The organism is Caulobacter sp. GW822-FHT01G02 (assembly GCF_058802865.1).
Genome location: NZ_JBXAON010000003.1, coordinates 668,109 through 690,105, shown reverse-complemented (window position 1 = coordinate 690,105; position 21,997 = coordinate 668,109). Strand labels below are relative to the sequence as shown.

The window sequence follows — 21,997 nt, the reverse complement described above, 5'->3', positions numbered from 1 at the left end:
GTCAACCGGCCGGCGTCGTCAACCGGCCGGCGTCGTCGACGATCGGGGAGGTTCCTCGACGAACAACGCCGCGATGAAGGCGACGCCCGCCAGGGCCGCGCACACCAGTTGCGCGGCGGCTAGGCCATGATGGTCGGCCACCCAGCCGGCCAGGGTGGGGGCGCCGCCGCCGCCGATGATCTCGCCCACGAACAGCAAGATCGCGAAGGTCGTCGAGGCCATCTGGGGCGGGACGGTCTCGCCGGGAACGACATAGACCATCAGGGTGAAGGCGCCGGAGGCCACGAAGCCGAGGATCACCACGGCCGCCACCCACCACGTCGACAGCGACATCAGGGCCATGGCCGCCGGCGTGGCCGCCGAGCACAGACAGGCGGCGATCAGACACGCCCGCCGACCTACCCGGTCGGACAGGGCGGGCAGCATGATGCCGCCGATGCTGTGGATGATCCCGAGGGTGACGAAGAACAGAATCTTCGAGGTCGGCGTGAACGCCGGCAGGGACGACAGATAGAGGGGCAGGAAGGCTGCCGAGGCCACCGTCGAGCCGATCAGGGTGATCGCTCCGACCAGGGCCAGGAGGATGTTTCGGCGGGCGATGATGCGCACCGCGCCGCGCAGGTCCAGCCGCTCGGCCTTGGCGGTCCCGCCCAAGGCGCGCGGCCGCGTGGCGATCCATACGGCCAGCGCCACCAGGGGCCCGGGTAGGGCGATGGCCAGGAAGGCCGAGCGCCAGCCCAGCGTCGCCGAAAGGCCCGTCATGATCGGCGGGGCCAGCACCGCGCCCACGAGGGCTGAACCGCCGATGATCACGCCGAGGTTGGCGCCGCGGCGATCGGCCGGCGAGGCCGCCGAGACGGTCGACTGGATCAGCGGCAGCACCGGCCCCTCGAAGACGCCCATGGCCACGCGAAGCAGCAACAGCGCCGCGAAGGTTGAGACCAAGCCCGACAGTCCGCCGACGATCGAAAATCCGATCGTGCAGATGACGATCAGCAGCCGTGGGCGAACGCCCAGCACGTCGCTGGCTAGCGAGAAGAAGATGCTCGACACGGCCCAGGCCAGAGAGGTCGCCGACATCAGCTGCCCGAGCTGGGTGTTGGTCAGGTGCAACTGGCCCTGGATCGCCGGAAACAGGAAGCTGATGCCGGTGCGATTGAGGAAGACCAGCGCGGCGCAGGTGGCGAGCGCCAGCAGCAGGCCAAGCTCCCCCGCGCCGCGCCGCATGGCCGGCGCCGCGGCGGCCGGCAGGGGGCTGGAGACGGGGGTCAAGGCTTGGCTCCTTCGCTATTGACGCCGAAATCGTCGGGCGGGGGTGGGCCCCAGAGATAGAGGCCGTTTTCGGGCGAGGCTTCGGTGCTAGGCCAGTCGAAGTCGGCCGGCACGTAGTCCATGTTGAAACTGTATTCGGCGAAACTGCCCCAGGGATCGCGAACATAGTGGAAATAGTTCGATCCCAGCACATGGCGGCCAAGGCCCCAGCCCTCGGTGTAGCCGGCGCGCGCCATCTGGGCCGCGCCAAGGCCCACCTCGTCGACCGAGCCGACCTCCCAGGCGCTATGATGAAAGCCGGCCTGGCTGGACTGGGCGAAGGCGACCATGTGGTGCTCGCTGCCATGCGCGCCGTGCAGGAACGCGCCCGGCCCCGAGCGGTCCGACAGGCGCAGGCCCAGGACGTCTATGTAGAAGGCCAGGGTGGCCTCGAGATCCGGGGTGAAGAAGGCCGCGTGCGACATGCGCCGCGGACGTACGAGGGGCGCAGCGTCACGCATCGGCGCTCCTCGAAGGGTGGTCGGGGTCGGCGCCGGAACCGCCTTGGCGTCTGGAGAGGATTTCTCGGCCACGCGCAGCTCGATGGCCAGGCCGTGGGGATCCTTCAGCCAGAGCGATGGCGCGGAGGGCTCGCCCTGGACGCTGGTCGCGATCCCCAGGCCTGCTAGGCGCGCGCTGAAGGGGCCGAGGTCGTCCTCGAAGATCCCGAAGCTCAGGCTCTCCACGACCTTGTGCGGACCGAGCCTGATCCGCATCCAGCAGTGGTCGTCGCCGCAGGCGTGGATGGCCAGGGCCTCGTCGTCCCGGCGAACCTCCAGGCCGAAGGCCTCGTAGAAACGGCGCGCCGCGTCCAGGTCGGGTACGGTGAGGGCGAAGTGGTCGAGAGAATGGACCCCCAGGACGGCGGGCCGGCGTGAGGGCGTGCGCTTGACCTCCGCCATCAGGCTTCTCCCGCCGCGGGGACCGGCTCGTCGGCGACCGGGTTGGACAGGACGCCCACGCCCTCAATGCTGACCTCGCAGATATCGCCCGGCTTCATCCAGAGCGGCGGCTTGCGCGCGGCCCCAACGCCCGAGGGGGTTCCCGAGACGATGACGTCACCGGGTTCGAGGGTGACGGCCTCCGAGAGGATCGTGATCAGGCGCGCCACGTCGAAGATCAGGTTATCGGTCGAGGCGCTTTGCACGACCTCGCCGTTGAGGCGGGTCTCCAGCCGCAAGCCCTTGCAGCCGCGCGGCAGTTCGTCGGCGGTGACCAGTTGCGGCCCGAACGCCCCGGTGGCGTCGAAGGTCTTGCCGATGGTCCATTGCTGGGTCCGCAATTGGTAGTCCCGCACCGAGCCGTCGTTGAACACCGCATAGCCGGCCACATGGTCCAGCGCCTGGTCTTCGGGGATGTAGCGGCCGCCGCGCCCGATCACGACGGCCAGTTCGCCCTCGTAGTCGAGCTGGTCGGAGACGCGTGGGCGCAGGATCGGCGCGCCATGGGCCACGAGGCTCGTGGCGTAGCGGGCGAATACGGCCGGATAGGCTGGCGGGCTGAAGCCGGCCTCCTGGGAATGGGCCATGTAGTTGAGCCCGATGCAGATGATCTTGGGCGGCCGCGGCAGGGGCGGCAGGAGGTCGAGGCCCTCCGCGGCGACCAGGGGGGCGGAAGCCAGGCGCTCGGCGGCCGCGGCCATGGCCGGCGCCCCGCCCCTGACCAGACCCAGCAGGTCCGCGCCGAGTTCAGCGACGCTCGCGCCGCGATAGCCGCCCGACGTGGCCAGCCCGACGGCCTCTTCGCCACCAGGCGTACGGTAGGAGATCCAACGCATCAAACTTGCTCCGTTTCGGTCGAGGCGATGTCGGCGCCGGCGAGGCGGCCGCTCACGCGTTCGAGGATTTTCGGCCCAGGCCAGGCCGCGCCGCGCCAGGCGACGTGTTGATCCGGCCGCACCAGGGCCAGGGGAGCCCCGTAGAGGCTGGCCAGGCGCGGGTCGGGCAGGCGCACGACGGCCAGCGGCGTCCTGGCCTCGGCGGCCTGGCGCTCGGCGGCGGCCACATCGGCGGCATGGCCTTCGGAGAGGGCCAGCAGGGTGAAGCCAGGACCGAAATGATCGTAGAGGGAGCTGCCGTCCTCGAGCCAGGCATGCGGGGCGAGCCGCCCGGGATAGGCGCTGGGCTGATAGTCGGTGGCCGACGAAGCCGGCGGCGCCGCGGCCTCGCGCGCCACGAACGGCGAACCGGCGTAGCTGTAGCCAAGGACCACCCCGAGACTGCGGAACTCCCGGGCTCGGGTCGCTCGGATCAGGTCGCCGACCTCGCGGCGGAGCGCCTCGCCGGTGGGGCTGTCTTCCTCGAGCCCATGGCGCACGATGGCGGCGTTGGCCGCGTGATTGCCCACGGCTTCGTCGATGACACTGCGGTGCACGGGGCGGCGCTCCAGTTCGTAGCTGTCGAGCAGGGCCGGCGCGGCCCACCCCTGCAGCACCGCGGCGAGCTTCCAGCCGAGGTCCACGGAGTCGCCCACCCCCAGCGTCATGCCATAGCCCCCGAGCGGCGGGTGCAGGTGGCAGGCGTCGCCGGCGATGAACATGCGGCCCCGCCGGTAGTGGGTGGCCACCAGCTGGTTAGCGTACCACTCGTCGCAGCTGAGGATCTCGAAGGGCAGGTCGACGCCCGTGGCCTTGCGGATTAGGGCGCCGGCCGAGGCATCGGTGAGCTGAAGGTCCTCGGGGACGTTGGCGGGCATGAAGAACCACAGATCGCCCTTGTCCATCGGTCCCAGGGTGCTGGGCGTCTCGGCGTCGACCTGCCAGTACATGATCGCATCGCCTTGCGGATGCGCCTGCGCCAGCCCCGGCGCGCGGAAGATGATGTTGAAGTTGCGCGAGAGTCCCTGACGACCCTCCATTGTCGCGCCGATCGTCTCGCGCACCAGGCTGCGCGGACCGTCGGCCCCGACCACGTACTGGCTGCGCACGAGGATCTCCTCGCCGCTGGCGGTGTCCGCCGCATGCGTCGTCACCCCATCGGCGTCCTGCTCCAGGCCCTTCACCAAGACGTTGAAGCGGAGGTCGACGGTGGGCAGGGTGGCCACGTGCGCCCGGAGAACTTCCTCGAGCTTGTATTGCGGCACCCACTGAGCGTGCTCGGAGTAGAAGTCGTTCCTAGCCGGCGCGCAGCTGAAGGCGTTCTCGAAGCGCGCCAGCTGATGTTTGGCCAGGCGTGTGACGAAGACGATGTCGGAAGGGTAGTCGACCCCGAAGGGCGCGGCGGCGGCGAGGTCGGCGGCGACGCCCCATCGCCTTAGGTGCTCGCGGACGCGCGTGTGGGTGGTCTTGGCCCGCGGCGCATAGCCGACCCGATCGTTGCGTTCGACCACCAGGCACGAGATCCCGCGCGCGCCAAGCTCGGCGGCCAGGCCCAATCCTGTCGGCCCGGCTCCGATGACGAGCACGGCCGCTTCCAATTCGATCATTTCCTCTCCCCGAACCAGTTCGAGCTCGTCGCAGATCCTTGCGGTTCGAGCGCCATGCAGGCCCTGCGCGTTTTAGGGGAACGTGCGTTGCGCGAACGATGGCAAACGCTCGTCTGCGATGGCGAAAGCCCATCACTGAGGCTTTGCGTCGCCGGCTCGAGAGGGCTAGGCGTGGTGGCGACAGGAGGATGATCGACATGAAGTTTCGGCACCTGCGCGCTATCACCGCCGTCGCCGAACGCGGCAGCCTGCGCGCCGCGGCGCGCCACCTGGGCATCGATCAGCCTTCGATCACCCGCAGCATCCGGGAGGTCGAGCAGGAGCTCGGCGTGGCTCTGTTCGAGCGCCACCCGCGTGGGGTGTCGCCCACCGCCATGGGGCAAGCCTTCCTGCGCCGCGCCGGTGCGATACAGAACGAGCTGCGCCTGGCGGTCGACGAGATCGCCCAGATGCGCGGCGAGGCCAGCGGCCAAGTCGCGGTGACCTTGTCGAGCGCCGTCCAGATGTCGCTGCTGCCGCGGGTGATCGCGCCCTTCCGCCGGCGCTACGATGACGTCTATCTGACGCTGCGGGAAGGCAGTTTCCCGACCGCGGAGGCTTCGCTGCTCGAAGGGGCGATCGACTTCTATGTCGGCCCCGTTCCCGAGGCTCCGCCCAAGGGCGAACTGGTGGTCGAGAAGCTGTTCGACAACACCCGTCTGGTCTTTGGCCGCAAGGGCCATCCCAAGGCCGCCGCCAAAACCCTGGCCGAGCTTGCCGATGCGAAATGGATCCGCACGCTGGTGGCGGTCGACAACGCCACCGAGCTCGCCCAGGTCTTCGAGCACTTTGGCCTGCGGCCGCCGATCGTCGAGATGACCGCCGCCTCGACCATGGCGATCATGCTGGCCGTGGCCAATTCGGACCTGCTGACCATGCTGCCCAAGCAATGGCTGGAGTTCGTCGGCACGCGCGAACTGCTCCAACCCATCGAGATCGCCGAGCGACTCCCGGCGCCGCCCGTCTGCATCGTCAGCCGGGCCCGCCTGCCCTTGACGCCGGCCGCCGAATTCCTCGCCGATCTCTTCCGGCGCGCCAGCGGCCGTCACGTCCAGGCCGATGCCGCTGGCTAGGCGCATGAGTGATGGCTTTTCGCCATCGATCACCTGATTTTGCCATCGTTCAGCGGCGCAAGACGGCGCTAGAACCCCCTTATCAAGATGCGGCTCGACCGCCGCCCAATGGGCGATAACAAGGGGGAGGACAGCGCATGGGGCGCGATAAATTTTGGCTGCTCGCGACAACGGCCGCCATGGCCTTGGCGACGGGCCACGGCGCTTGGGCCCAACAGGCCGGCGCGCCGGCGGCGAAGGGCCTGGACGACACCCTGTCGGAGATCATCGTCACGGCCTCGCGGCGCGAACAGCGCCTCCAGGACGTCCCCGTTGCGGTCACGGCCCTGTCCTCGGAATCGCTGGATCGCCTGAACGTGCGCAGCACCCAGGACCTGATGTCGGTCGTGCCCGGCCTGCAGGTCAGCACCCAGACGGCGGGCGACGGCGGCGGTTCGGCCACCTTCTTCCTGCGCGGCATGGGCCAGCAGCGATCGGGCAATGGCTCCGAGCCCGCCGTCGGGGTCTATGTCGACGACTTCTACTATCCTTCGCTCTCGGGAACGCTGTTCAAGATCGTCGATCTCGAGCGCGTGGAGGTGCTGCGCGGGCCGCAGGGAACGCTCTTTGGCCGCAACACCATCGGCGGCGCCATCCGCTATACGACCCGCAACGCCAAGCTTGGCGCCTTCGACGGCCACCTGGCGGCCACCGCCGGCAACTATCAACGCTATGACCTCAGCGGCGCCGTCAATGTCCCGCTGGGCCAACGGGCGGCCCTTCGTCTGTCAGGGGGCCACCTTGAGCAGGACGGCTACGTGCGCCGCCAGACCGACGGCTCGCGCGCGGGCGGGACGACGACCGACCTGATCCGCGGCCAGGCCCATATCGAGCCGACCGAGGACAGCTGGATCGACGTTTCGGGCCAGTGGAGCCGCGACGAGCTCGACGGCTTCGCCTACCGGATTCCTGGTCCGATCTCGCCCAGGCCGGCCACCGTGCCCTTCATCTACAACATCGCTGTCGCCCCGGCCCTGGGGTTGCCGCCCTACACCGACAGCCTGAAATCGCGGTGCTTCTACTGCCAGCCCGGAACCGACGCGCCCGAGTTCAGCCAGACGACCAACAAGAACTTCCTGGTCACCGCCGGCTGGCGCATCGCCGAGGGCTTCACCCTCAAGTCCCTGACCGGCTGGCAGGACATCTACAATAAGCAGTCGTTCGACCTGGACGGCACCATCGCCTCGATCTTCGGGCGCGGCGTACGCCCCGCCCAGACCTACGCCTTCTCCCAGGAGCTGCAATTGAACGGGCAGATGCTGGACGGGCGCCTCAACTTCGTGGCGGGGGGGTTCTACTTCAACCAGCGCCAGCCGATCCGCAATCTCATCGCCCCCTTCTACGTGCTGGGCGCGCCCGCGCCGCCGGCGCCCGTCGAAGATCGCGACACCAAGTCCTACGCTGGCTTCGTCGACGGCTCGCTCAGGGTCACCGACAAGCTGAGCCTTCTGGGCGGCTTTCGCCTAAGCGAGGACCACAAGTCTGTGCTCGCTCAGGACCCGATCACCAAGGCGACGCTGGCCACCGCGGCCGACAAGTTCCGCAGCAGCACCTTCCATGCCGGCCTGCAATATCAGTGGCGTCGCGACGTGATGACCTATGCCAGCCTCTCGACCGGCTTCCGCGGCGGCGGCTTCAATCCTTACGACCCCCTGCAACTGCCCCAGCTGCAGCCCTTCGCCCCCGAGAAGTCGACCAGCTACGAGGTCGGCGCGCGCATGCAGTTCCTCGATCGCCGCGTCACGATCAATCCCACCGCCTTCTATGTCGACTGGACCAACATCCAGGTCCAGCAGGTGGTGCTTTCCAATCCGGTGCTCAACCAGGGTAGCGTCATCCTGCAGAACGCCGGCAAGGCGCGCAGCTACGGCTTCGAGCTGGATTGGTCGGCCCAGGCCGGCGACCATCTGCGCCTGTTCGGCAACTTCGCCTGGCTCGACATCCGCTACACCGACATCGGCAAGGCTAGCGGCATTACGCTCAAGAGCGACCTGCAACGGGCTCCGCCGGTCACCTATTCCGTCGGCGCGGCCCACACCCTGGACCTGGCCTCCGGCAAGGTGGTGACCACCCTCAACTACGCCTTCGAGGACGACCAGCGCAGCACCCCCACCGATTCCGACGCCTTGCTGCTGCCCAGCTACGGACTGCTGGGCGGACGCATCGACTACACGCCGGCCGGCGCGGCCTACACGATCGGCCTCTTTGGGACCAACCTGCTGGCCAAGCACTACTATGTCGGGGGCGTCGACTACTCAGGCAATGTCGGTACGGCGCACTACGATGTCGGCCGGCCGCGCGAGTTTGGCGTCTCCGCGCGCGTCAACTTCTAGGCGCGCCGGGATCAAAGGACACGACGGCCCCAGGGCCGCGAAACGCATATCTGTAGAGGTGCATCCATGAGCGCGGACCAGACGACCCCGAAGACCGGCAATGTGAGCGACGAGGGCGCGGCGGTGTCGCCCGCCAATCGCAACGTCTTCAAGCCGCATGGCTATCCCGAAAAGCAGGTGGACCTGGGCGAGATCCGCATGAACTACGCCGAGGCCGGCTCGCCGGACAAGCCGGCGCTGCTGCTGATCCCCGGCCAGACCGAATCCTGGTGGGGCTACGAGCAGACCATGAAGCTGCTCGAAGCCGACTTCCATGTCTTCGCCGTGGATCTGCGCGGACAGGGGCGCAGCACCTGGACCCCGGCGCGCTACACCTTCGACAATTTCGGCAATGACCTGGTCCGGTTCCTGGCCACGGTGGTCAAGCGGCCGGTGATCGTGGCGGGCAATTCCTCGGGCGGGGTCCTTTCGGCCTGGCTCGCCGCCTACGCCATGCCCGGCCAGATCCGCGCGGCCTTGCTGGAGGATCCGCCGCTATTCGCCTGCGAGCGCACCCCCGCCCACGGGCACTCGATCCTTCAGGCCGGCGGGCCGATCTTCAAGATGTTCAACGACTATCTCGGCGACCAGTGGCGGGTCGGCGACTGGCGCGGGTTCACCGAGGCGCTGGTCAGGTTCGCGCCGGCCATCGCCGCGACGCGTTCGCCCCTGACCGGCCCGGAGCCGCCGCTCAACATCCAGGAATATGATCCCGAATGGGGCAGGGCCTTCTTCCAAGGCACGGTCTCTCAGAGCAGCCCGCACGATAAGCTGCTCTCCCAGGTCAAGACCCCTGTCTTGCTCACTCAGCACATGCGCGCGATCGACCCGGTGACCGGCAACCTGATCGGCGCGATCAGCGACTTCCAGGTCGAACAAGTCAGGCGCCTCGTCGAGGGTGCCGGCGTCCGCTTCGACTTCGCCCTGCTGCCGGACGCCATGCACCAGATGCACATCGCCGATCCGGCGCGCTACGTGAAGGTGCTCACCGACTGGGCCAAGACCCTGTCCTAGCCTGGCCGGGGGGACTTGCCGTCCCTCCCGCGCTCCCCCAATCGCCCCGTTCCCTCAGCCGGCGCGCCCAAGCGGCGCGCCCGCGGAAAGCCTCGCCATGTCCAGCAACAAGGTCATTATCAGCTGCGCGATCACCGGCTCCGCGCACGTGCCGTCGATGTCGGACGCCCTGCCGCTGACGCCCGACCAGATCGCCGCGGCGTCGATCGAGGCGGCCAAGGCCGGCGCGGCGATCATCCACCTGCATGCGCGAAACCCCGAGGACGGTTCGCCGACTGGCGATCCGGCCGTCTATGGCCAGTTCCTGCCGGTGATCAAGCAGGCCACCGACGCGGTGGTCAACATCACCACGGGCGGCAGCGCCACCATGAGCGTCGAGGACAGGCTCGCCGCCGCCCTGGCCTTCGAGCCGGAGATGTGCTCGCTGAACATGGGCTCGCTGAACTTCGCCTTCTTCCCGGCGGCCAAGCGGATCGCGCGGTGGAAATATGGCTGGGAAGAGGCCTATGTCCGGGACTCGGACGGCTACATCTTCCGCAACACCTTCCGCGACATTCGCACGATCCTGGAGACGCTCGCCGGCGCCGGAACCAAGTTCGAACACGAATGCTACGACGTGGGTCATCTCTACAACCTGGCCCATTTCGTCGACGAGGGCTTGGTCAAACCGCCGTTCCTCATCCAGATGGTGTTCGGCATCCTGGGGGGGATCGGCCCCGACCCCGAAAACCTGATGTTCATGAAGCAGACGGCCGACCGCCTGTTCGGCCGCGAGGCCTACCAATGGTCGGTCCTGGCGGCGGGCCGCCACCAGATGCCATTTTGCACCCAGGCCGCGCTGCTGGGCGGAAACGTGCGCGTGGGCCTGGAGGACAGCCTGTTCATCGGCAGGCGACAGCTGGCGGCCTCGAACGCCGAGCAGGTGCTCAAGGTCAGGAGGATCCTCGGCGAAATGGGGCTGGAGCCGGCGACGCCGGCCGAGGCGCGGGCTTTGCTCGGCCTTAAAGGCGGCGACCGTGTCGGTTTTTAGCGGGCGCTCGGCCCGACGCTAGAGCCCCCAGAGGCAAGTCGAAAGATCTGACGTCAGGGGATCGAGTGGTCATTTTGGACGAGGTGATATCGAAGGCTGGGACGTTACGGGCGACGCGGCGTTGGAGCCGCTGTCCGAAAGCATCGTCATGGCGAACCGAGGACTGTGTGGATGCGGCTTTGTCTGGCTGGACCAGGGCGAGCGCCTATCTACCGCACTATCTTGGCCTAAAGGGCGTTGGCACTGAAGATTTGCTCAAATGGATCGGCGGACAGGGCGCCACGCTCACTCTGCCAGTGGGATCCACAACCTCGCGCGTCCGAGGGGGGAGGAAACCCCATGGTGGCGCGCTACCAACGGGCTCGGCCGCCGCCGTAGTCGGGGAGCTTCCCGAAGGTCAGGTTCCTGGAGCGGTTCTAGGGTTAGCTCTTGATGCTGTGGACGGCTCTCCGCCCGCGAGAGGCTAGGCTGGCGCAAGCACCTGGGCGATCTCGCGCGCGGTGTCCCGTGCGGACCGCATGACGCCGGTCAAGGTGGCGGACGCGAATCCCGTCCACTCGCCATAGCCCACCAGCCACAGGCGCGGCTCCTTGATGGACCGCGTGCCGTCGACCGCTACCCGTCCAGAGGGTTCAACCAAGCCTAAGGCGGCCAGATGCTGTAGCGCCGGCCGGAAGCCTGTGCACCAGATCACCGCATCGACCTCGGTCTCTCGCTCGTCCGGCCAGACGACGCCCCGTGGCGTGAAGCGCTCGAAAGGGCGAACCGCCTTCAGCACGCCGCGGTCGCGGGCCGCCTTGACCGGCGGAACCATCACGACATCGCCGAGCCCGCCCGGCGGCGGCGCATCGGCGGCGATCCCCTGTTTGGCCTGCCAGCGGGCAGTGGCCCGCTCGAACAGCACGCGCCCGTCGACCTCGTCCGGCAGGAAGGTTGGCGGTTCCTGTGTCACCCACGTCGTGTCGGCGACCTGCGACACCTCCGCAAAAATCTGCGCCCCGCTGTTGCCGCCGCCAACGACCAGCACCCGCTGTCCCGCAAACTCTTCCGGGCGGCGATACTGAGCCGAGTGGATTTGCACGCCTTCAAAACGGGCTTGGTCCGGGTAGGGCGGTCTATAGGGCGCGCGCCAAGTGCCGGTGGCGCTCACCACAGCGCGGGCCCGCCACGTCGCAGGGCAGGTTTCCACGACAAGCGCATCCTGTTCAGCGTGAACAAGTTCGACTTCCGCTGGCCTTATGACCGGCAGATTGTAACGCGCCTCGTAGGCCGCCAAGTAGGCCACCACCTCCTCACGCGTGGGATAGGCTTCGCCGCTGGGGGGCATGGGCCAGCCGGGCAGCGAGCTCCACTCAGCGGGTGAGAAGAGCCGAAGCGAATCCCAGCCATGGCGCCAAGCCCCGCCAGGATCTGGCTCGCCGTCCAAGATCGCAAAGCTCAGGCCGGTTCGGCGAAGGAAATAGCCCGTGGCCAGTCCGGCCTGCCCGCCGCCGATGATGACTACGTCGAAGCTTGTCGCGGATGCCGCCGTCATTCGTGAGGTCTCCAGTGGCGAATGCCGTCCGTGCGGCGGCCTCAGAATGCGCGCTTCTGGGCCGAAACTTGATTGCCCAACAGGACCCGTTCCATGCGCTGCATCAAAATCGGTTGGCGTTAGACGATGGGGCGGCCAATGGCTCCTAGCCAATGTCGTGTTTCTGGAAGGGAGCCAACGGCGGTTCATGGTGCCTTTCAGCCGCGACGAGGGCGAACCCGTAGCGGCGGCTTTCGCGTCAAAGGGGCACATCGCGTCGGCGTGGCGGCGTGAAGCCATAGGTTCTGAATTGGGTATCGAGACGACCGTTGGCGATGGTCACCTCCAGGTAGCCCTCGGGCGTGCCCAAGAAGCTGCCACGCCAGTCCGCGCCGGCGACCGCGCCGCTGGAGATATAGCGCACCCCGGCGACCTCGACGGTCTCGTATACGTGACCATGTCCCTGCAGCACCCCCAGCACATTGCGGTTTTGGAACAGTCGCATCACCTCACGGCCGTTCATCACCCGCGTCCAGTCATAGGGCGAGGCCGCCCAATCTTCGGGCTCGTAGCACTCCAGCGCGGTCACCAACGGGATGTGAGTCAGGACCACCACCGGATCCGAGGGCGAAAGGATCGCGAACTCGCCACGCAGCCATGTCAGCTGCTCGGCGTCGATACGGCCCTCGTAGTTGCGGCCCTTGAAGCCGATCGAGTCCAGGACAAGGAAGCGCACGCCCTTGTGGCTGAAGCCGTAATAGGTCGGCCCGAACTGGTCGGTGAAATAGCGCTTGCCGTAGCCGGGCTCGGACGGGTCCACCCCGCTCTTTTCGAAGAGCCCGAAACAGTCGTGGTTGCCCAGGACGTGACGGACGGGCTTACCCAGCAGGCGCTCGGACTCGCGATAGAGCGCCATCTGGGCGTCGGCGCGCGCCCGCCCCACCTCCATGGCGTCGAACACGTGGTCGCCGCCATGGACCACGAAATCGGCGTCGCTGGCCGCCACCTGGGCAAAGCAGCGACGCACGCCCTCGACCGCCCCGTCCTCGGGCTGGATGTGCGTGTCGCTGAGGAACACGAACTTGAAATCCCCTGTCTTGGCCTGGGCGGTCGCGGTAGCGGCGCAACTGGCGGAGACCAGCGCTCCGCGAAGCAGGGATCGACGGTTCATGGCGGTCTCGATCATTATCTCGCTCGAAAAGCGCCGCCGCCGAGGAGGACCTCGGCGGCGATCGGTCCAGACTAGAAGCTGACCCGCACGGTGGCGAACACCTGGCGGGGCGCGCCTTGCTGCAGCGTCGTGTACGAGCCCGTGGGGTCGGAATTGACGAAACCGCTGGTGCCAACGGATGAGTAGTAGCGCTTGTCGAACAGGTTGGTGACGTTCAGCAGCACCTCGACGCGCGTCCGAGGGACGCGATAGCCAGCCGCCAGATCAAACACCGTCGAGCTCTTGACCGGCGAGTCGTTCAGGTAGGTGTAAAAGCGCTCGCCTTGATAGTGGGCCGTGATCTTCGACCAGACCGCGCCGTTGTCATAGGCCAGTTCGGCGCCGCCGACGGTCTTCGGGGCGGCCACGACGCGCTTGCCCTTCGTCGCGATCGCCGCGCCGCCGAGCGGCCTGACGTCGTCGTCATACTTGGCGTCGTTGTAGGCGAAGCTGCCGAACAGCGACCAGTCGGGCGCGAAGCGCCAGTTGATCGCCGTCTCCACGCCGCGCGAGGTCACGCCGCCGACATTCTGCAGAACGTTCTGGTTGCCGACGATCGTGGCGCTGATCGAGGTGGCCAGCAGGCGGTTCTGGAAGGCGACGTCATAGGCGGTAACGGTGGCCTGCAGCCCGTCCCTGGAATAGCGATAGCCGGCCTCCAGGGTGCGGGTCTTCTCGGGCTTCAGGTCCTTGCGGATGTAGTCGAAGCCGGCCTGGGTGGTCGAGAAGGGGCCGCTGGACGCGGAGGCCACGAAGGCGGCCATGTTGCGCGTGAAGCCGGCGAACACCTCGTTGCGCTCATCGAGGCGGTAGAGGATCCCGGCCGAGGGCAAGAAGTAGTCCTTGGCCTCGATCGTGCCATTGATCGGCGTTTTGCTGGTGATCGTCTTGGCTTCGTTGGTGACCTTCAGCGCCTTGAAGCCGGCGTTGACCTTCAGGTCGTCGGTGACCGACCAGGTGTCACCGACATGGAACTGGTAGGTCTTGGTGCTGAATCGATAGTCCCAGCGCGTGCGGAAGGGATTGTCGTAGAAGCGCTGGAAATTGGTCGGAGCAACGCCCTTGGTCAGGCCATAGAGATAGGCCGCTTGGTGAAAGTCGTTGTCCTCGTACCAGACGCCGGCATCCAACTTGTGATCGCCCAACGTGTAGCTCAGGCGGCTGATCAGGCCGGCGCGGTCGATGTCGTAGCGCAGCGCTGAAACCGAGACCGACGATCCGCCATACGCCTGCGGTGTCGCGTCGTAGGGGCTCGCATAGGTGCCGATGCCGTGATCGCGGTGATAGTAGGCGGTCGTTGAACCCGACAGCGACGGCGTCAGGTCGTAGTCGAGCCGTTCATAGACCAGGGTGTCCTGCCGCACGCCGCCGCCGTTGTAGTAGACGTCGTCGGCGTTGAGATACGGCTTAGGAACGGTGGCGCCAGTCTGCAGGGCGGTGGCGAGCGTTTCGGCCAGGGCGAAGTTGTCGCTAATGGTGTCGACGTTCCAGCCCAGCCGATTGACCAGGGCGAAGGACAAGTCCGCGTAGTCGTCCTCGCGGCGGTCGGCATAGTCGACGAAGGTGGTCGAACGCACGGCTTCGCCCAGCGGCTGGACGAACTTCACATTGACCTGCTCGATGTTTTGCTCGCCAGCGGCCTTCCACTTCTTGGTGTCCTGCCGGGCATAACCCGCGTAGAGGCTGCCGCCGCCAGGCAATTCGCCCGTGTTAAGCCGCGCGAACCCGCGCCAGGTGCCGCCGCTGCCGTAGGTGCCGGCTATATCGACGCCGAACGCGTCGGTCGGGTCGATGGAGGTGAAATCGATCGTGCCGCCGATATTGCTGGTCGAGGCTGTGCCGAGGGCGCCGCCGCCCTGTGAAAGCGAGGTGGCGCCGTTGTTCTCGGTCAGCAGCGCGCGGCCGATGCTCAGGCCGTTGTTATTGCGGTACTGCATGTTGCCCAGTGGCAGACCGTCCAGGGTGTAGCCCATCTGGTCGGTGGTGAACGAGCGGATGGTCACCTGCTGGGCCCATTCATAGGCGCCGAACGGGTCGGATGACGTGAAGTTGACGCCCGGCAGCTTGTTCAGCGCGGCGAGAGGTGAAGTGCCCGGGGCCAGCTTGTTCAGTTCGGCCCTCGAGAGTGTCTGCATCTGGCGCGTGCGCCCGCGGCCCAGCACGACCACGACCTCGTCGACCGCCGCGATCTCAGCCTGCGCGGGTTGGGCGGGAGCCTCGACCAGCAGATAGGAGCCGCCCGGCGTCGTTTGGACGTCCAACCCCGACCCGACCAACAGTCGGCGCAGCGCGGCGTCGGCGGTGAAGCGACCCTTGAGGGGCTCGGCGGCCTTGCCGCTGACCTGCTCGGGGCGGAAGACCACATTGACCTGGGCCTGACGACCGACGGCGGTCAGCGAACGCTCGAGAGACTGGCCGGGCAGGTTGAAGGCGTACTGGGCCTGGGCTTGGGCCGCTCCGGCGGCCATCACTACCGAGACGGCCGCGCTTGCGAAAGCGGCGTGTTTGAAAAGCATCTGGATCCCCTGAAGACTGGCGAGGATCCTGCGGGACCCTCACAAGGGAAACGAAGCCTTCGCGCCGATCCGACATGAAGATTTCATGACGTGGCGGCGGCCGGGTCTATCGCCGCAGGTCCAGGCCATCCTCCCGGCGCACGACCTTGAGCCCGTGGAGCTGGGCCGCGGCGGCGGCGAATTCGGCGGCCTGGTTGGTCGCGAAGACGCCGGAAATCCTCAGGTCCGAGACATCGGCGTTGACCGTGACCTTGATGGGTCCATAGCGATTCATCTCGTTGGCGGCTTCGGCCAGGGTGGCGCCTTCGAAGATCACTTCGCCTTGCTCCCAGGCGGTCACCATCTCGATCGGGGGCGTGTCGAGCTGGGGTTGCGCCTGCGGCGCCACCTGCAGCCGCTGGCCTGGGGTCAGGATCGCCAACACCCGCTTGGCGCCACGCGGGTCTGCGCCCCGGCCAGAGACCTCCACCTTACCGCGCACAAGAGTCACCGAGACTCGATCGCCCTGCCGTCGCACCACGAAGGCCGTGCCCAGAGCACGCACTTCCGTCGTCCCGGCCATGACGACGAACGGGTGGGCCGGATCGTGAGCGACGTCGAACGCCGCCTCCCCGCGATCCAGGCGGATCCGGCGCTCGGTCGCCGTATAGATCACCTTGGCGCGGCTGTCGGTGTTGAGTGTCAAGCGTGAGCCGTCCGCCAAGGTCATGGCGCGATGCTGCCCCTCGTCGGTGACATAGACCGGCCCGCCCTTGATCGAGATGACCCCGACGGCCGCCAGCACGCAGGCCGCCAGCCCCAGTCCGATCAGCGCGGGTCGGATCGCCGAGCGGCGAGGGGCGGAACCTCGGCTCGAGCGCACGGGCGCTGAGCGCCGTGGCGACATCAACGCCACCGCGCCGGGCAGGAACTCCCAGGTTTCGGTGACCTGCTGGAAGGCGACCCGGTGCTCGGGATCCAGCGCCAGCCAGTCCTGCAGGGCCTGGCGGCTCTCCTCCACGCCGGTCTCGCGCTGGATGCGTGTCAACCAGACGGCGGCCTCGGCCCGAACGCGGTCGCGGCGCGATGCATTCGGTGTCACCATTGGTCCATCCACTTCGTCAGCTCAAGGGTCGCGCGCGCGACGTGCTTTTCCACCGCCGCGACGCTCATGCCCTCCTTCTCCGCGATCCGGGCGTAGCTGAGTCCGTCTATCCGGCGCGCCAGCAGAAGTCTGCGCGTCCGTTCGGGCAAGCGTTCCAATCCCTTGGCCGCGTGACGAAGCTTGGAGCGCGCGCGGAGAATCTCATCCGGAGCCGGCGTTTCATCGGCGATCAGCTGCGCGGCGTCGTCGAGGTCGATGAAGGGCGCGGCCCGCCGGCGCCGCGCCGCGTCGATCGACAAGTTCACCGCAGCCACCACGACGCGACCTTCGGTGACGGGGCCGCCCTCACGCCGCCCGAACGCCTCGACCCGCAAGAAGGCTTCTTGGACAAGATCCTCGGCGTCCTGCGCCAGGACGCCGCGTCGGATGACCGCTCCGCGGGCCTTACGCAAGATTTGCTTCAACCCATTCATGGCCAGCCTTCGAACGCGCCCATCTCCGTAGACGAAGGGGGGGGGCAAATCCGACATTTCGGCCCCAGTTTTGTGACGCTGACGTCCGCAAGGGCGTGGCGGCCCTTGCCCTGCTCGACGCGGAGAGGTCGAACAGCACCTCAATTGTTTCCCGCGCGATGTCGGCGGGTTGCTCGGTCATGGCCAACTGCACCGAGACTATCCAGCTGAGCAAGTCGGTGTGTTGGGCCGAGAGCTGATTTCCTCGCGCGAGATTGCTTGTCGTTGGCGCGTGTCTCCGACTATGCGCGATCGCCTGCCTGCCACGTACGACCAGAAGCAAGCCAGGTTCCTCTCTCCAATCGGGACGGCGGCCGTTTCAACGTCGGGCCTGTATCACATGGACCGGCTCGCGCCCGGGACGCCCCACCACATCCGGATGTGGGTGGGGAAGGGGCAGGGCGCCGCCTCGAAGCCAATCCGCGTATAGAGGCGTCGGGCGCTGTGATTGGTCTTCTCGACATACAGGGTCAAGGCGTCAGCGCCCGCCTCGACGGCGGCCTCCTGGACCGCCTGGATCAGGGCGCCGCCGACGCCCGCGCCGCGCGCCTTGGTCAGCAAGCACAGATCGATGGCTTTCCATTCGCGTTCGCTACGATCGAGATACACCGTCACCGGCGACGCGGGCACGCGCGGCTACCTGGAAGGCCACCCGTCGCTGAAGGGCCGCGTCGCGTTCCTGCGCGCCGAGCCGGGTGAGGACCATGCCGCCTTTCTGATGTTCGACAACGCCCTGGTCCGCCAGGACCAGATCCGCCAATACGTCCGCCAGGGCTACATAATCCGCACCCGATCGGACATCGAGGCCTACGAGGCCAAGACCAACGACCTGACCCGCGCCGACGCGGCCTTCGCCAGCGGCGCTCAGATTGTCTCGACCGACTTCGAGCATCCGGGCAATGCTTATGGCACGCCCTATGTCGTGCGGCTGCCGCACGGCGGCGTGGCGCGCGCCAATCCTCTTTCGGAAGGTCGATGACGCGCCACTAGCGGTCTCAAGATCACCCCAGATTCGGGACCTGTTCATCGGGGCCGGCCCGAGGCCCGGATCAAATCCCGTCAGGGGTGCTCCGCCGGTCGGTCTGGCTCGACCTCATCGGAGGAAGGCGGCTCAACGGTCGGTGGCGGATCGTCTGCTGGCCGATCCGGTGTCGCGGTGGCCGGCCGCTCAGCTTCGAGCGCCACTTTCAGCCCCGCCAGACGCTCGCGAAACGCCTCATAGGGCTGGACGAGCGCCAAGAGGTCGTCGTCTAGGCGGCGACGGTCACGCGGCCTCGGACCGCGCGGTATCGAAGTTCGGCGGCGTTGTCTGTATCCGCCGCGCCAGTCGCGCCTGGATCCGCTCCCAGGTCTTGAGCTTGATCGGCTCACCCTTGCGCAGCTTGGTCCAGGTCGTCTCGCTGATTCCATAGACGTCGGTGAGATGTTCGCGCGTGATCGCCGGCAAGGCGGACTTGAGGGCTTCGAAGCGCTCGAGGCTGATGGTGATGGTCTGGATCACGTCGAACTCCAATGGACGTCGAAGGGGGCGCGGCCGGCGCCTGGGAGGTCGGCGCCGGCCGCTGACGATCGCTGGGGGGGGGGGAGCGATCGTTATTCGCGTCCCGCCGAGGCGGGTTTGCGGTAGTCCAGCGCCGGCGGACGGTCGCCCAGCATGGCCTTGTAGGCGAAGTTGGGACCGCGACGCTGGTCCAGCTCGGCCTTGGCCTTCTTGACCACGTCGGGGTTGGAGAAGAGATCCGCGCCCGTCAGGGCCAGGGTCTTGGCGGCGTTGACGGCGCCCTTGACGCCGATCGACGAGCCGGCGGCGGCCACGTTCTGCCAGCTATGGCCAGCCGAGCCCGGAACGAAGGTGGCGGTGCCCAGGCCGACGGTCGGCGTCACCCAGCTGATGTCCGAAACGTCGGTCGAGCCGCCGCCGCCTTCCAGTTCGATCTTGTACGGCTCGATCGTCTTGACGGTGTCGATCGACGGCGCGCCCGGCAGGCTCTCCTGCATCTTCTTGGCGAAGGCCTGCTCCTCGGGCGTCCAGGTGATGCCGCCGACCTTGCGCAGGTTGGCGTCCATCACGCGACCCAGGGTGTCGTTGGGCAGCAGGGCGTAGACGCCGCCGGTGATCTCCTTGTCGACGGTGGTGCCGGTGGCCAGGGCGGCGCCATCGGCGGCCTTCTCGACGCGCGACCAGACGTCCTTGACGACGGCCGGGTCCGGATGGCGAACGTAGTAGTAGACCTCGGCGAAGTCCGGCACGACGTTCGGGGCCGTGCCGCCGGCGGTGATCACATAGTGGATGCGCGTCTTATCGGGCGTGTGCTCGCGCAGGAAGTTGGTGGCGACGTCCATGACCTCGACGCCGTCTAGCGCCGAACGGCCCTTCTCGGGCGCGCCGGCGGCGTGGGCCGAGACGCCGTGGAAGCGGAACTTGCCGCTGATATTGGCCATCGACACGCCCTGGACGGCCGAGTTCGCATTGGCCGGGTGCCAGTGCAGCGTGGCGTCGACGTCGTTGAACAGGCCGTCGCGAACCAGATAAACCTTGCCCGAGCCGCCTTCCTCGGCGGGCGTGCCGAACACGCGCAGCTCGCCCTTGATGTTGTTCTTGACCATCCAATCCTTGATGGCGACGGCGGCGCCGACCGAGGCGGCGCCGAACAGGTTGTGGCCGCAGCCGTGGCCGGCGATCTGGCCAGGGATGCCGGTCTTGACCGGAGCGACCGTCTGGGCCAGGCCGGGCAGGGCGTCGAACTCGGCGAGGATGGCGATGACCGGGCCAGCGCCGTTCTTGAAGCTGGCCACGAAGGCGGTCGGTTCGCCCGCGACGCCAGCCTTCACGTCGAAGCCGGCGGTCTTCAGCTGGCCTTGCAGCAGGGTCGAGCTCTTGACCTCCTGATAGCCGACCTCGGCGAAGCCCCAGATCTTCAGGGCCGCGTCCTGGATCTGCGGGGCGTCGGCGTCGACGGCCTTCAGAATCTGAGCGCGCGCGGCGTCGTTGAGCGGCGCGGCGTGGGCCTGGGTCGCGAGCACGCTCGTCGCCATGCTGGCGGACAGAAGGGCGAGCTTCAGAGCGGAAAGCTTCATGGAACGGTTTCCCCGGGTGGCGAAGGACGACGCCAGACGGGCGCCCATCTATACGACGTAGGGCGAAGCGCGCCCCTCACCTGGAGCGTGAAAAATTTGTCGCGCCGCGCGTCAGGCGCGGGGACGCACCAGTTCGACCCGCTCATCGTCGGCGCGGCCGACGTCGGCCAGGCCGTAGGTCTTGAGCGCGGCCACGAACGCGTCGATCTGGCCGGTCTTGAAGACGCCGCTGACCGGGGTGGCGCCCAGGGCCGGATCGGCCAGCGCCAGCTTGCGCTCGGAGAAGCGATTCATTTCGGCGACGACGGCCGACAGCGGCTCGCCGTCGAACACCAGCCGCCCCTTCAGCCAGGCGGATTCCTTGGCGGTGTCGACCGCGGAGATCAGCCAGTCGGCGGGATCGGCGGCCACGAAGCGCGAGCCGGCCGACATCTCGACGCGGCGTTCGCCCCCATGTCCATTGGCGGGCGCGTCGGCGGCGATGCGCACCCGGCCCTCGACCAGGGTCACCGACAGCTTGCCCGGCTCCATGCGCACGTCGAAGGCCGTGCCGACGGCCGTCACGCGCTTGTCGCCGGCCGCGACCACGAAGGGGCGCGAGGGATCCTTGGCGACCTGGAAGAAGGCCTGGCCGCGCAGCAGCGTCAGCCGGCGCTCCTCGGCCCAATGGTTCACCCGCACGGCGGAGTCGGTGCTGAGCGTCACCACCGAGCTGTCGGCGAGACGGAAGGTCGAGCGCTCGCCCACCGCCGTGCTGAACACCGGTTCGTCGGCCGGCGGGACGCCTGCGGTCTCTCCGCTCAGCCAGCGCTTGCCGAAGATGCCGCCGCCGACAGCGGCGACCAGGCCGGCGGCCGCCAGGCCCAGGGCGCGGCGATCCAGATGCGGACGCTTGTCGCCGGCGTTCAGCGCATCGGCGCGCAGGGCCGCGAACGCGGGATCGCTCTCAAGAGCGGCGACGCCGTTCCAGGTCCGGTTGAGATCTTCCCACGCGGCGGCGTTGCGGGCGTCGGCCTTCAGCCAGCGCTCGAATTCCCGCCGGTCGCGCGGCGGCACGTCATCGCCTTGCAGTCGCGCGAACCAGAGGGCGGCCGCGCTATCCGGGTCGTCGTGTATCTCTTTGCCCGACGTGGTCGACGTCATCCTGGTCTCGCAGACGCTCGTGCAGGTGACGCAGCGCCTTCATCACATGTTTCTCGACAGCGCTGACGGAGACCCCCAGGCGCTGGGCGACGAGCTTGTAGCTCATCTCCTCGAAGCGCACGAGAATGAAAACCCGTCGCGTGCGTTCCGGCAGCTCGTTGAGGGCCGCCATGGCGCGCGCCATCTGCTCACGTCCCTGTAAGACGCGCTCGGGCGAGACTTCATCAACGGGATGATGAATTTCTTGCAGTTCGCAGTGATCGGACCGTCGGCGTGTGCGATCGCGACGTCCGCGATCGATCAGGACATTGGCGGCGACCTCGAAGAGATAGCCCTCGACATTGGTCACCACGGCGCCCGGCTGGCGTTTCTGGATCCGGAGAAGAACCTCCTGCACCAGGTCCTCGACGTCGTTGGCGTTCGCGCGACGGGAGAAGAAGGCGCGGAGCGCCGGCGTGAAGCGCGCGCCGCTATCCGACAGGTCGCGGACCCGCTCGGGAGCCTTGGACGGCTCGCGGCCCCAGATCATTGTTTTCGCCCCGACATGACAGTCAGGTGAAATCGCGCTCTCGCCTGTGTCAAGAGAGGTTCCCCGCATGAGGCCGCGAGGACGCAACCTTTGACTGGTTGCCTATTGGCT

General features: G+C 67.7%; 19 protein-coding genes. 5 read left to right on the top strand and 14 right to left on the bottom strand.

Annotation, left to right across the window (positions count from 1 at the left end; genetic code table 11):
* Nucleotides 1–18: 18 nt before the first annotated feature.
* From AC1RNC_RS12160 to AC1RNC_RS12145, 4 genes are read right to left on the bottom strand one after another with little or no spacing between them, the layout of a single operon-like run.
* The gene (locus AC1RNC_RS12160) at nucleotides 19–1,272 is read right to left on the bottom strand and encodes an MFS transporter (protein WP_492886516.1); all 1,254 of its coding nucleotides are present in this window, start codon (nucleotides 1,270–1,272) and stop codon (nucleotides 19–21) included.
* A complete protein-coding gene (locus AC1RNC_RS12155; RefSeq protein ID WP_492886514.1) occupies nucleotides 1,269–2,213 on the bottom strand; it encodes a VOC family protein in 945 nt (314 codons plus the stop codon). The genes AC1RNC_RS12160 and AC1RNC_RS12155 overlap by 4 nt, the downstream gene beginning before the upstream one ends.
* Nucleotides 2,213–3,088, bottom strand: a complete 876-nt coding sequence (locus tag AC1RNC_RS12150; protein WP_492886512.1) for a fumarylacetoacetate hydrolase family protein — start codon at nucleotides 3,086–3,088, stop codon at nucleotides 2,213–2,215. Before AC1RNC_RS12150 ends, AC1RNC_RS12155 begins: the two co-directional genes overlap by 1 nt.
* Nucleotides 3,088–4,734: an FAD-dependent monooxygenase gene (locus AC1RNC_RS12145; protein ID WP_492886510.1), complete on the bottom strand. Its 1,647-nt coding sequence runs from the start codon at nucleotides 4,732–4,734 to the stop codon at nucleotides 3,088–3,090. Before AC1RNC_RS12145 ends, AC1RNC_RS12150 begins: the two co-directional genes overlap by 1 nt.
* Nucleotides 4,735–4,931: 197 nt before the next feature.
* On the opposite strand from AC1RNC_RS12145, the gene AC1RNC_RS12140 reads away from it, so the two are divergent.
* The 4 genes from AC1RNC_RS12140 (at nucleotide 4,932) to kce (ending at nucleotide 10,301) form a co-directional block, all read left to right on the top strand.
* The gene (locus AC1RNC_RS12140; RefSeq protein WP_492886508.1) at nucleotides 4,932–5,846 is read left to right on the top strand and encodes a LysR substrate-binding domain-containing protein; all 915 of its coding nucleotides are present in this window, start codon (nucleotides 4,932–4,934) and stop codon (nucleotides 5,844–5,846) included.
* A gap of 137 nt (nucleotides 5,847–5,983) precedes the next feature.
* Nucleotides 5,984–8,218, top strand: a complete 2,235-nt coding sequence (locus tag AC1RNC_RS12135; RefSeq protein ID WP_492886506.1) for a TonB-dependent receptor — start codon at nucleotides 5,984–5,986, stop codon at nucleotides 8,216–8,218.
* 66 nt (nucleotides 8,219–8,284) lie between these two features.
* Nucleotides 8,285–9,271, top strand: coding sequence for an alpha/beta hydrolase (locus AC1RNC_RS12130; protein WP_492886504.1), 987 nt, complete (start codon nucleotides 8,285–8,287; stop codon nucleotides 9,269–9,271).
* Between the two features lie 97 nt (nucleotides 9,272–9,368).
* On the top strand, nucleotides 9,369–10,301 hold the full coding sequence (gene kce / locus AC1RNC_RS12125; protein ID WP_492886502.1) for a 3,5-dioxohexanoate:acetyl-CoA acetone transferase: 933 nt from the start codon (nucleotides 9,369–9,371) through the stop codon (nucleotides 10,299–10,301).
* 463 nt (nucleotides 10,302–10,764) lie between these two features.
* On the opposite strand, the gene AC1RNC_RS12120 is transcribed toward kce, so the two are convergent.
* From AC1RNC_RS12120 to AC1RNC_RS12095, 6 genes are all read right to left on the bottom strand, one after another.
* Nucleotides 10,765–11,835: an ArsO family NAD(P)H-dependent flavin-containing monooxygenase gene (locus AC1RNC_RS12120; RefSeq protein ID WP_492886500.1), complete on the bottom strand. Its 1,071-nt coding sequence runs from the start codon at nucleotides 11,833–11,835 to the stop codon at nucleotides 10,765–10,767.
* Between the two features lie 238 nt (nucleotides 11,836–12,073).
* The gene (locus AC1RNC_RS12115) at nucleotides 12,074–12,985 is read right to left on the bottom strand and encodes a metallophosphoesterase family protein (protein WP_492886498.1); all 912 of its coding nucleotides are present in this window, start codon (nucleotides 12,983–12,985) and stop codon (nucleotides 12,074–12,076) included.
* Nucleotides 12,986–13,056: 71 nt separating this feature from the next.
* On the bottom strand, nucleotides 13,057–15,540 hold the full coding sequence (locus AC1RNC_RS12110) for a TonB-dependent receptor (RefSeq protein WP_492886496.1): 2,484 nt from the start codon (nucleotides 15,538–15,540) through the stop codon (nucleotides 13,057–13,059).
* A gap of 106 nt (nucleotides 15,541–15,646) precedes the next feature.
* Nucleotides 15,647–16,624 carry a FecR family protein gene (locus tag AC1RNC_RS12105; RefSeq protein WP_492886494.1) on the bottom strand — a complete coding sequence of 326 codons (978 nt, stop codon included), beginning with the start codon at nucleotides 16,622–16,624 and terminating at the stop codon, nucleotides 15,647–15,649.
* Entirely contained in the window at nucleotides 16,618–17,076 is a 459-nt protein-coding gene (locus AC1RNC_RS12100; protein ID WP_492886492.1) for an RNA polymerase sigma factor, read from the bottom strand. The genes AC1RNC_RS12105 and AC1RNC_RS12100 overlap by 7 nt, the downstream gene beginning before the upstream one ends.
* Before the next feature lie 396 nt (nucleotides 17,077–17,472).
* The gene (locus AC1RNC_RS12095; protein WP_492886490.1) at nucleotides 17,473–17,697 is read right to left on the bottom strand and encodes a GNAT family N-acetyltransferase; all 225 of its coding nucleotides are present in this window, start codon (nucleotides 17,695–17,697) and stop codon (nucleotides 17,473–17,475) included.
* Nucleotides 17,698–17,707: 10 nt separating this feature from the next.
* Here AC1RNC_RS12095 and AC1RNC_RS12090 point away from each other — a divergent pair, with 10 nt between their 5' ends.
* A complete protein-coding gene (locus AC1RNC_RS12090) occupies nucleotides 17,708–18,115 on the top strand; it encodes a Ca2+-dependent phosphoinositide-specific phospholipase C (protein ID WP_492886488.1) in 408 nt (135 codons plus the stop codon).
* Nucleotides 18,116–18,400: 285 nt separating this feature from the next.
* Here the strand turns inward: AC1RNC_RS12090 and AC1RNC_RS12085 are convergent, their stop codons facing one another.
* From AC1RNC_RS12085 to AC1RNC_RS12070, 4 genes are all read right to left on the bottom strand, one after another.
* The gene (locus tag AC1RNC_RS12085; protein ID WP_492840440.1) at nucleotides 18,401–18,637 is read right to left on the bottom strand and encodes a hypothetical protein; all 237 of its coding nucleotides are present in this window, start codon (nucleotides 18,635–18,637) and stop codon (nucleotides 18,401–18,403) included.
* 92 nt (nucleotides 18,638–18,729) lie between these two features.
* The gene (locus tag AC1RNC_RS12080) at nucleotides 18,730–20,214 is read right to left on the bottom strand and encodes an amidohydrolase (RefSeq protein WP_492886485.1); all 1,485 of its coding nucleotides are present in this window, start codon (nucleotides 20,212–20,214) and stop codon (nucleotides 18,730–18,732) included.
* Nucleotides 20,215–20,325: 111 nt separating this feature from the next.
* On the bottom strand, nucleotides 20,326–21,357 hold the full coding sequence (locus AC1RNC_RS12075) for a FecR family protein (RefSeq protein ID WP_492886483.1): 1,032 nt from the start codon (nucleotides 21,355–21,357) through the stop codon (nucleotides 20,326–20,328).
* A complete protein-coding gene (locus AC1RNC_RS12070) occupies nucleotides 21,311–21,886 on the bottom strand; it encodes an RNA polymerase sigma factor (RefSeq protein ID WP_492886481.1) in 576 nt (191 codons plus the stop codon). Before AC1RNC_RS12070 ends, AC1RNC_RS12075 begins: the two co-directional genes overlap by 47 nt.
* Between the last annotated feature and the right edge of the window lie 111 nt (nucleotides 21,887–21,997).

Bases quoted from the DNA above. Each gene is read 5' to 3' on its own strand.
- AC1RNC_RS12155 (WP_492886514.1), bottom strand. From the start codon at position 2,213: ATGGCGGAGGTCAAGCGCACGCCCTCACGCCGGCCCGCCGTCCTGGGG.
- AC1RNC_RS12150 (WP_492886512.1), bottom strand. From the start codon at position 3,088: ATGCGTTGGATCTCCTACCGTACGCCTGGTGGCGAAGAGGCCGTCGGG.
- AC1RNC_RS12145 (WP_492886510.1), bottom strand. From the start codon at position 4,734: ATGATCGAATTGGAAGCGGCCGTGCTCGTCATCGGAGCCGGGCCGACA.
- AC1RNC_RS12140 (WP_492886508.1), top strand. From the start codon at position 4,932: ATGAAGTTTCGGCACCTGCGCGCTATCACCGCCGTCGCCGAACGCGGC.
- AC1RNC_RS12135 (WP_492886506.1), top strand. From the start codon at position 5,984: ATGGGGCGCGATAAATTTTGGCTGCTCGCGACAACGGCCGCCATGGCC.
- AC1RNC_RS12130 (WP_492886504.1), top strand. From the start codon at position 8,285: ATGAGCGCGGACCAGACGACCCCGAAGACCGGCAATGTGAGCGACGAG.
- kce (WP_492886502.1), top strand. From the start codon at position 9,369: ATGTCCAGCAACAAGGTCATTATCAGCTGCGCGATCACCGGCTCCGCG.
- AC1RNC_RS12120 (WP_492886500.1), bottom strand. From the start codon at position 11,835: ATGACGGCGGCATCCGCGACAAGCTTCGACGTAGTCATCATCGGCGGC.
- AC1RNC_RS12115 (WP_492886498.1), bottom strand. From the start codon at position 12,985: ATGAACCGTCGATCCCTGCTTCGCGGAGCGCTGGTCTCCGCCAGTTGC.
- AC1RNC_RS12110 (WP_492886496.1), bottom strand. From the start codon at position 15,540: ATGCTTTTCAAACACGCCGCTTTCGCAAGCGCGGCCGTCTCGGTAGTG.
- AC1RNC_RS12105 (WP_492886494.1), bottom strand. From the start codon at position 16,624: ATGGTGACACCGAATGCATCGCGCCGCGACCGCGTTCGGGCCGAGGCC.
- AC1RNC_RS12090 (WP_492886488.1), top strand. From the start codon at position 17,708: ATGGCTTTCCATTCGCGTTCGCTACGATCGAGATACACCGTCACCGGC.
- AC1RNC_RS12080 (WP_492886485.1), bottom strand. From the start codon at position 20,214: ATGAAGCTTTCCGCTCTGAAGCTCGCCCTTCTGTCCGCCAGCATGGCG.
- AC1RNC_RS12075 (WP_492886483.1), bottom strand. From the start codon at position 21,357: ATGACGTCGACCACGTCGGGCAAAGAGATACACGACGACCCGGATAGC.
- AC1RNC_RS12070 (WP_492886481.1), bottom strand. From the start codon at position 21,886: ATGATCTGGGGCCGCGAGCCGTCCAAGGCTCCCGAGCGGGTCCGCGAC.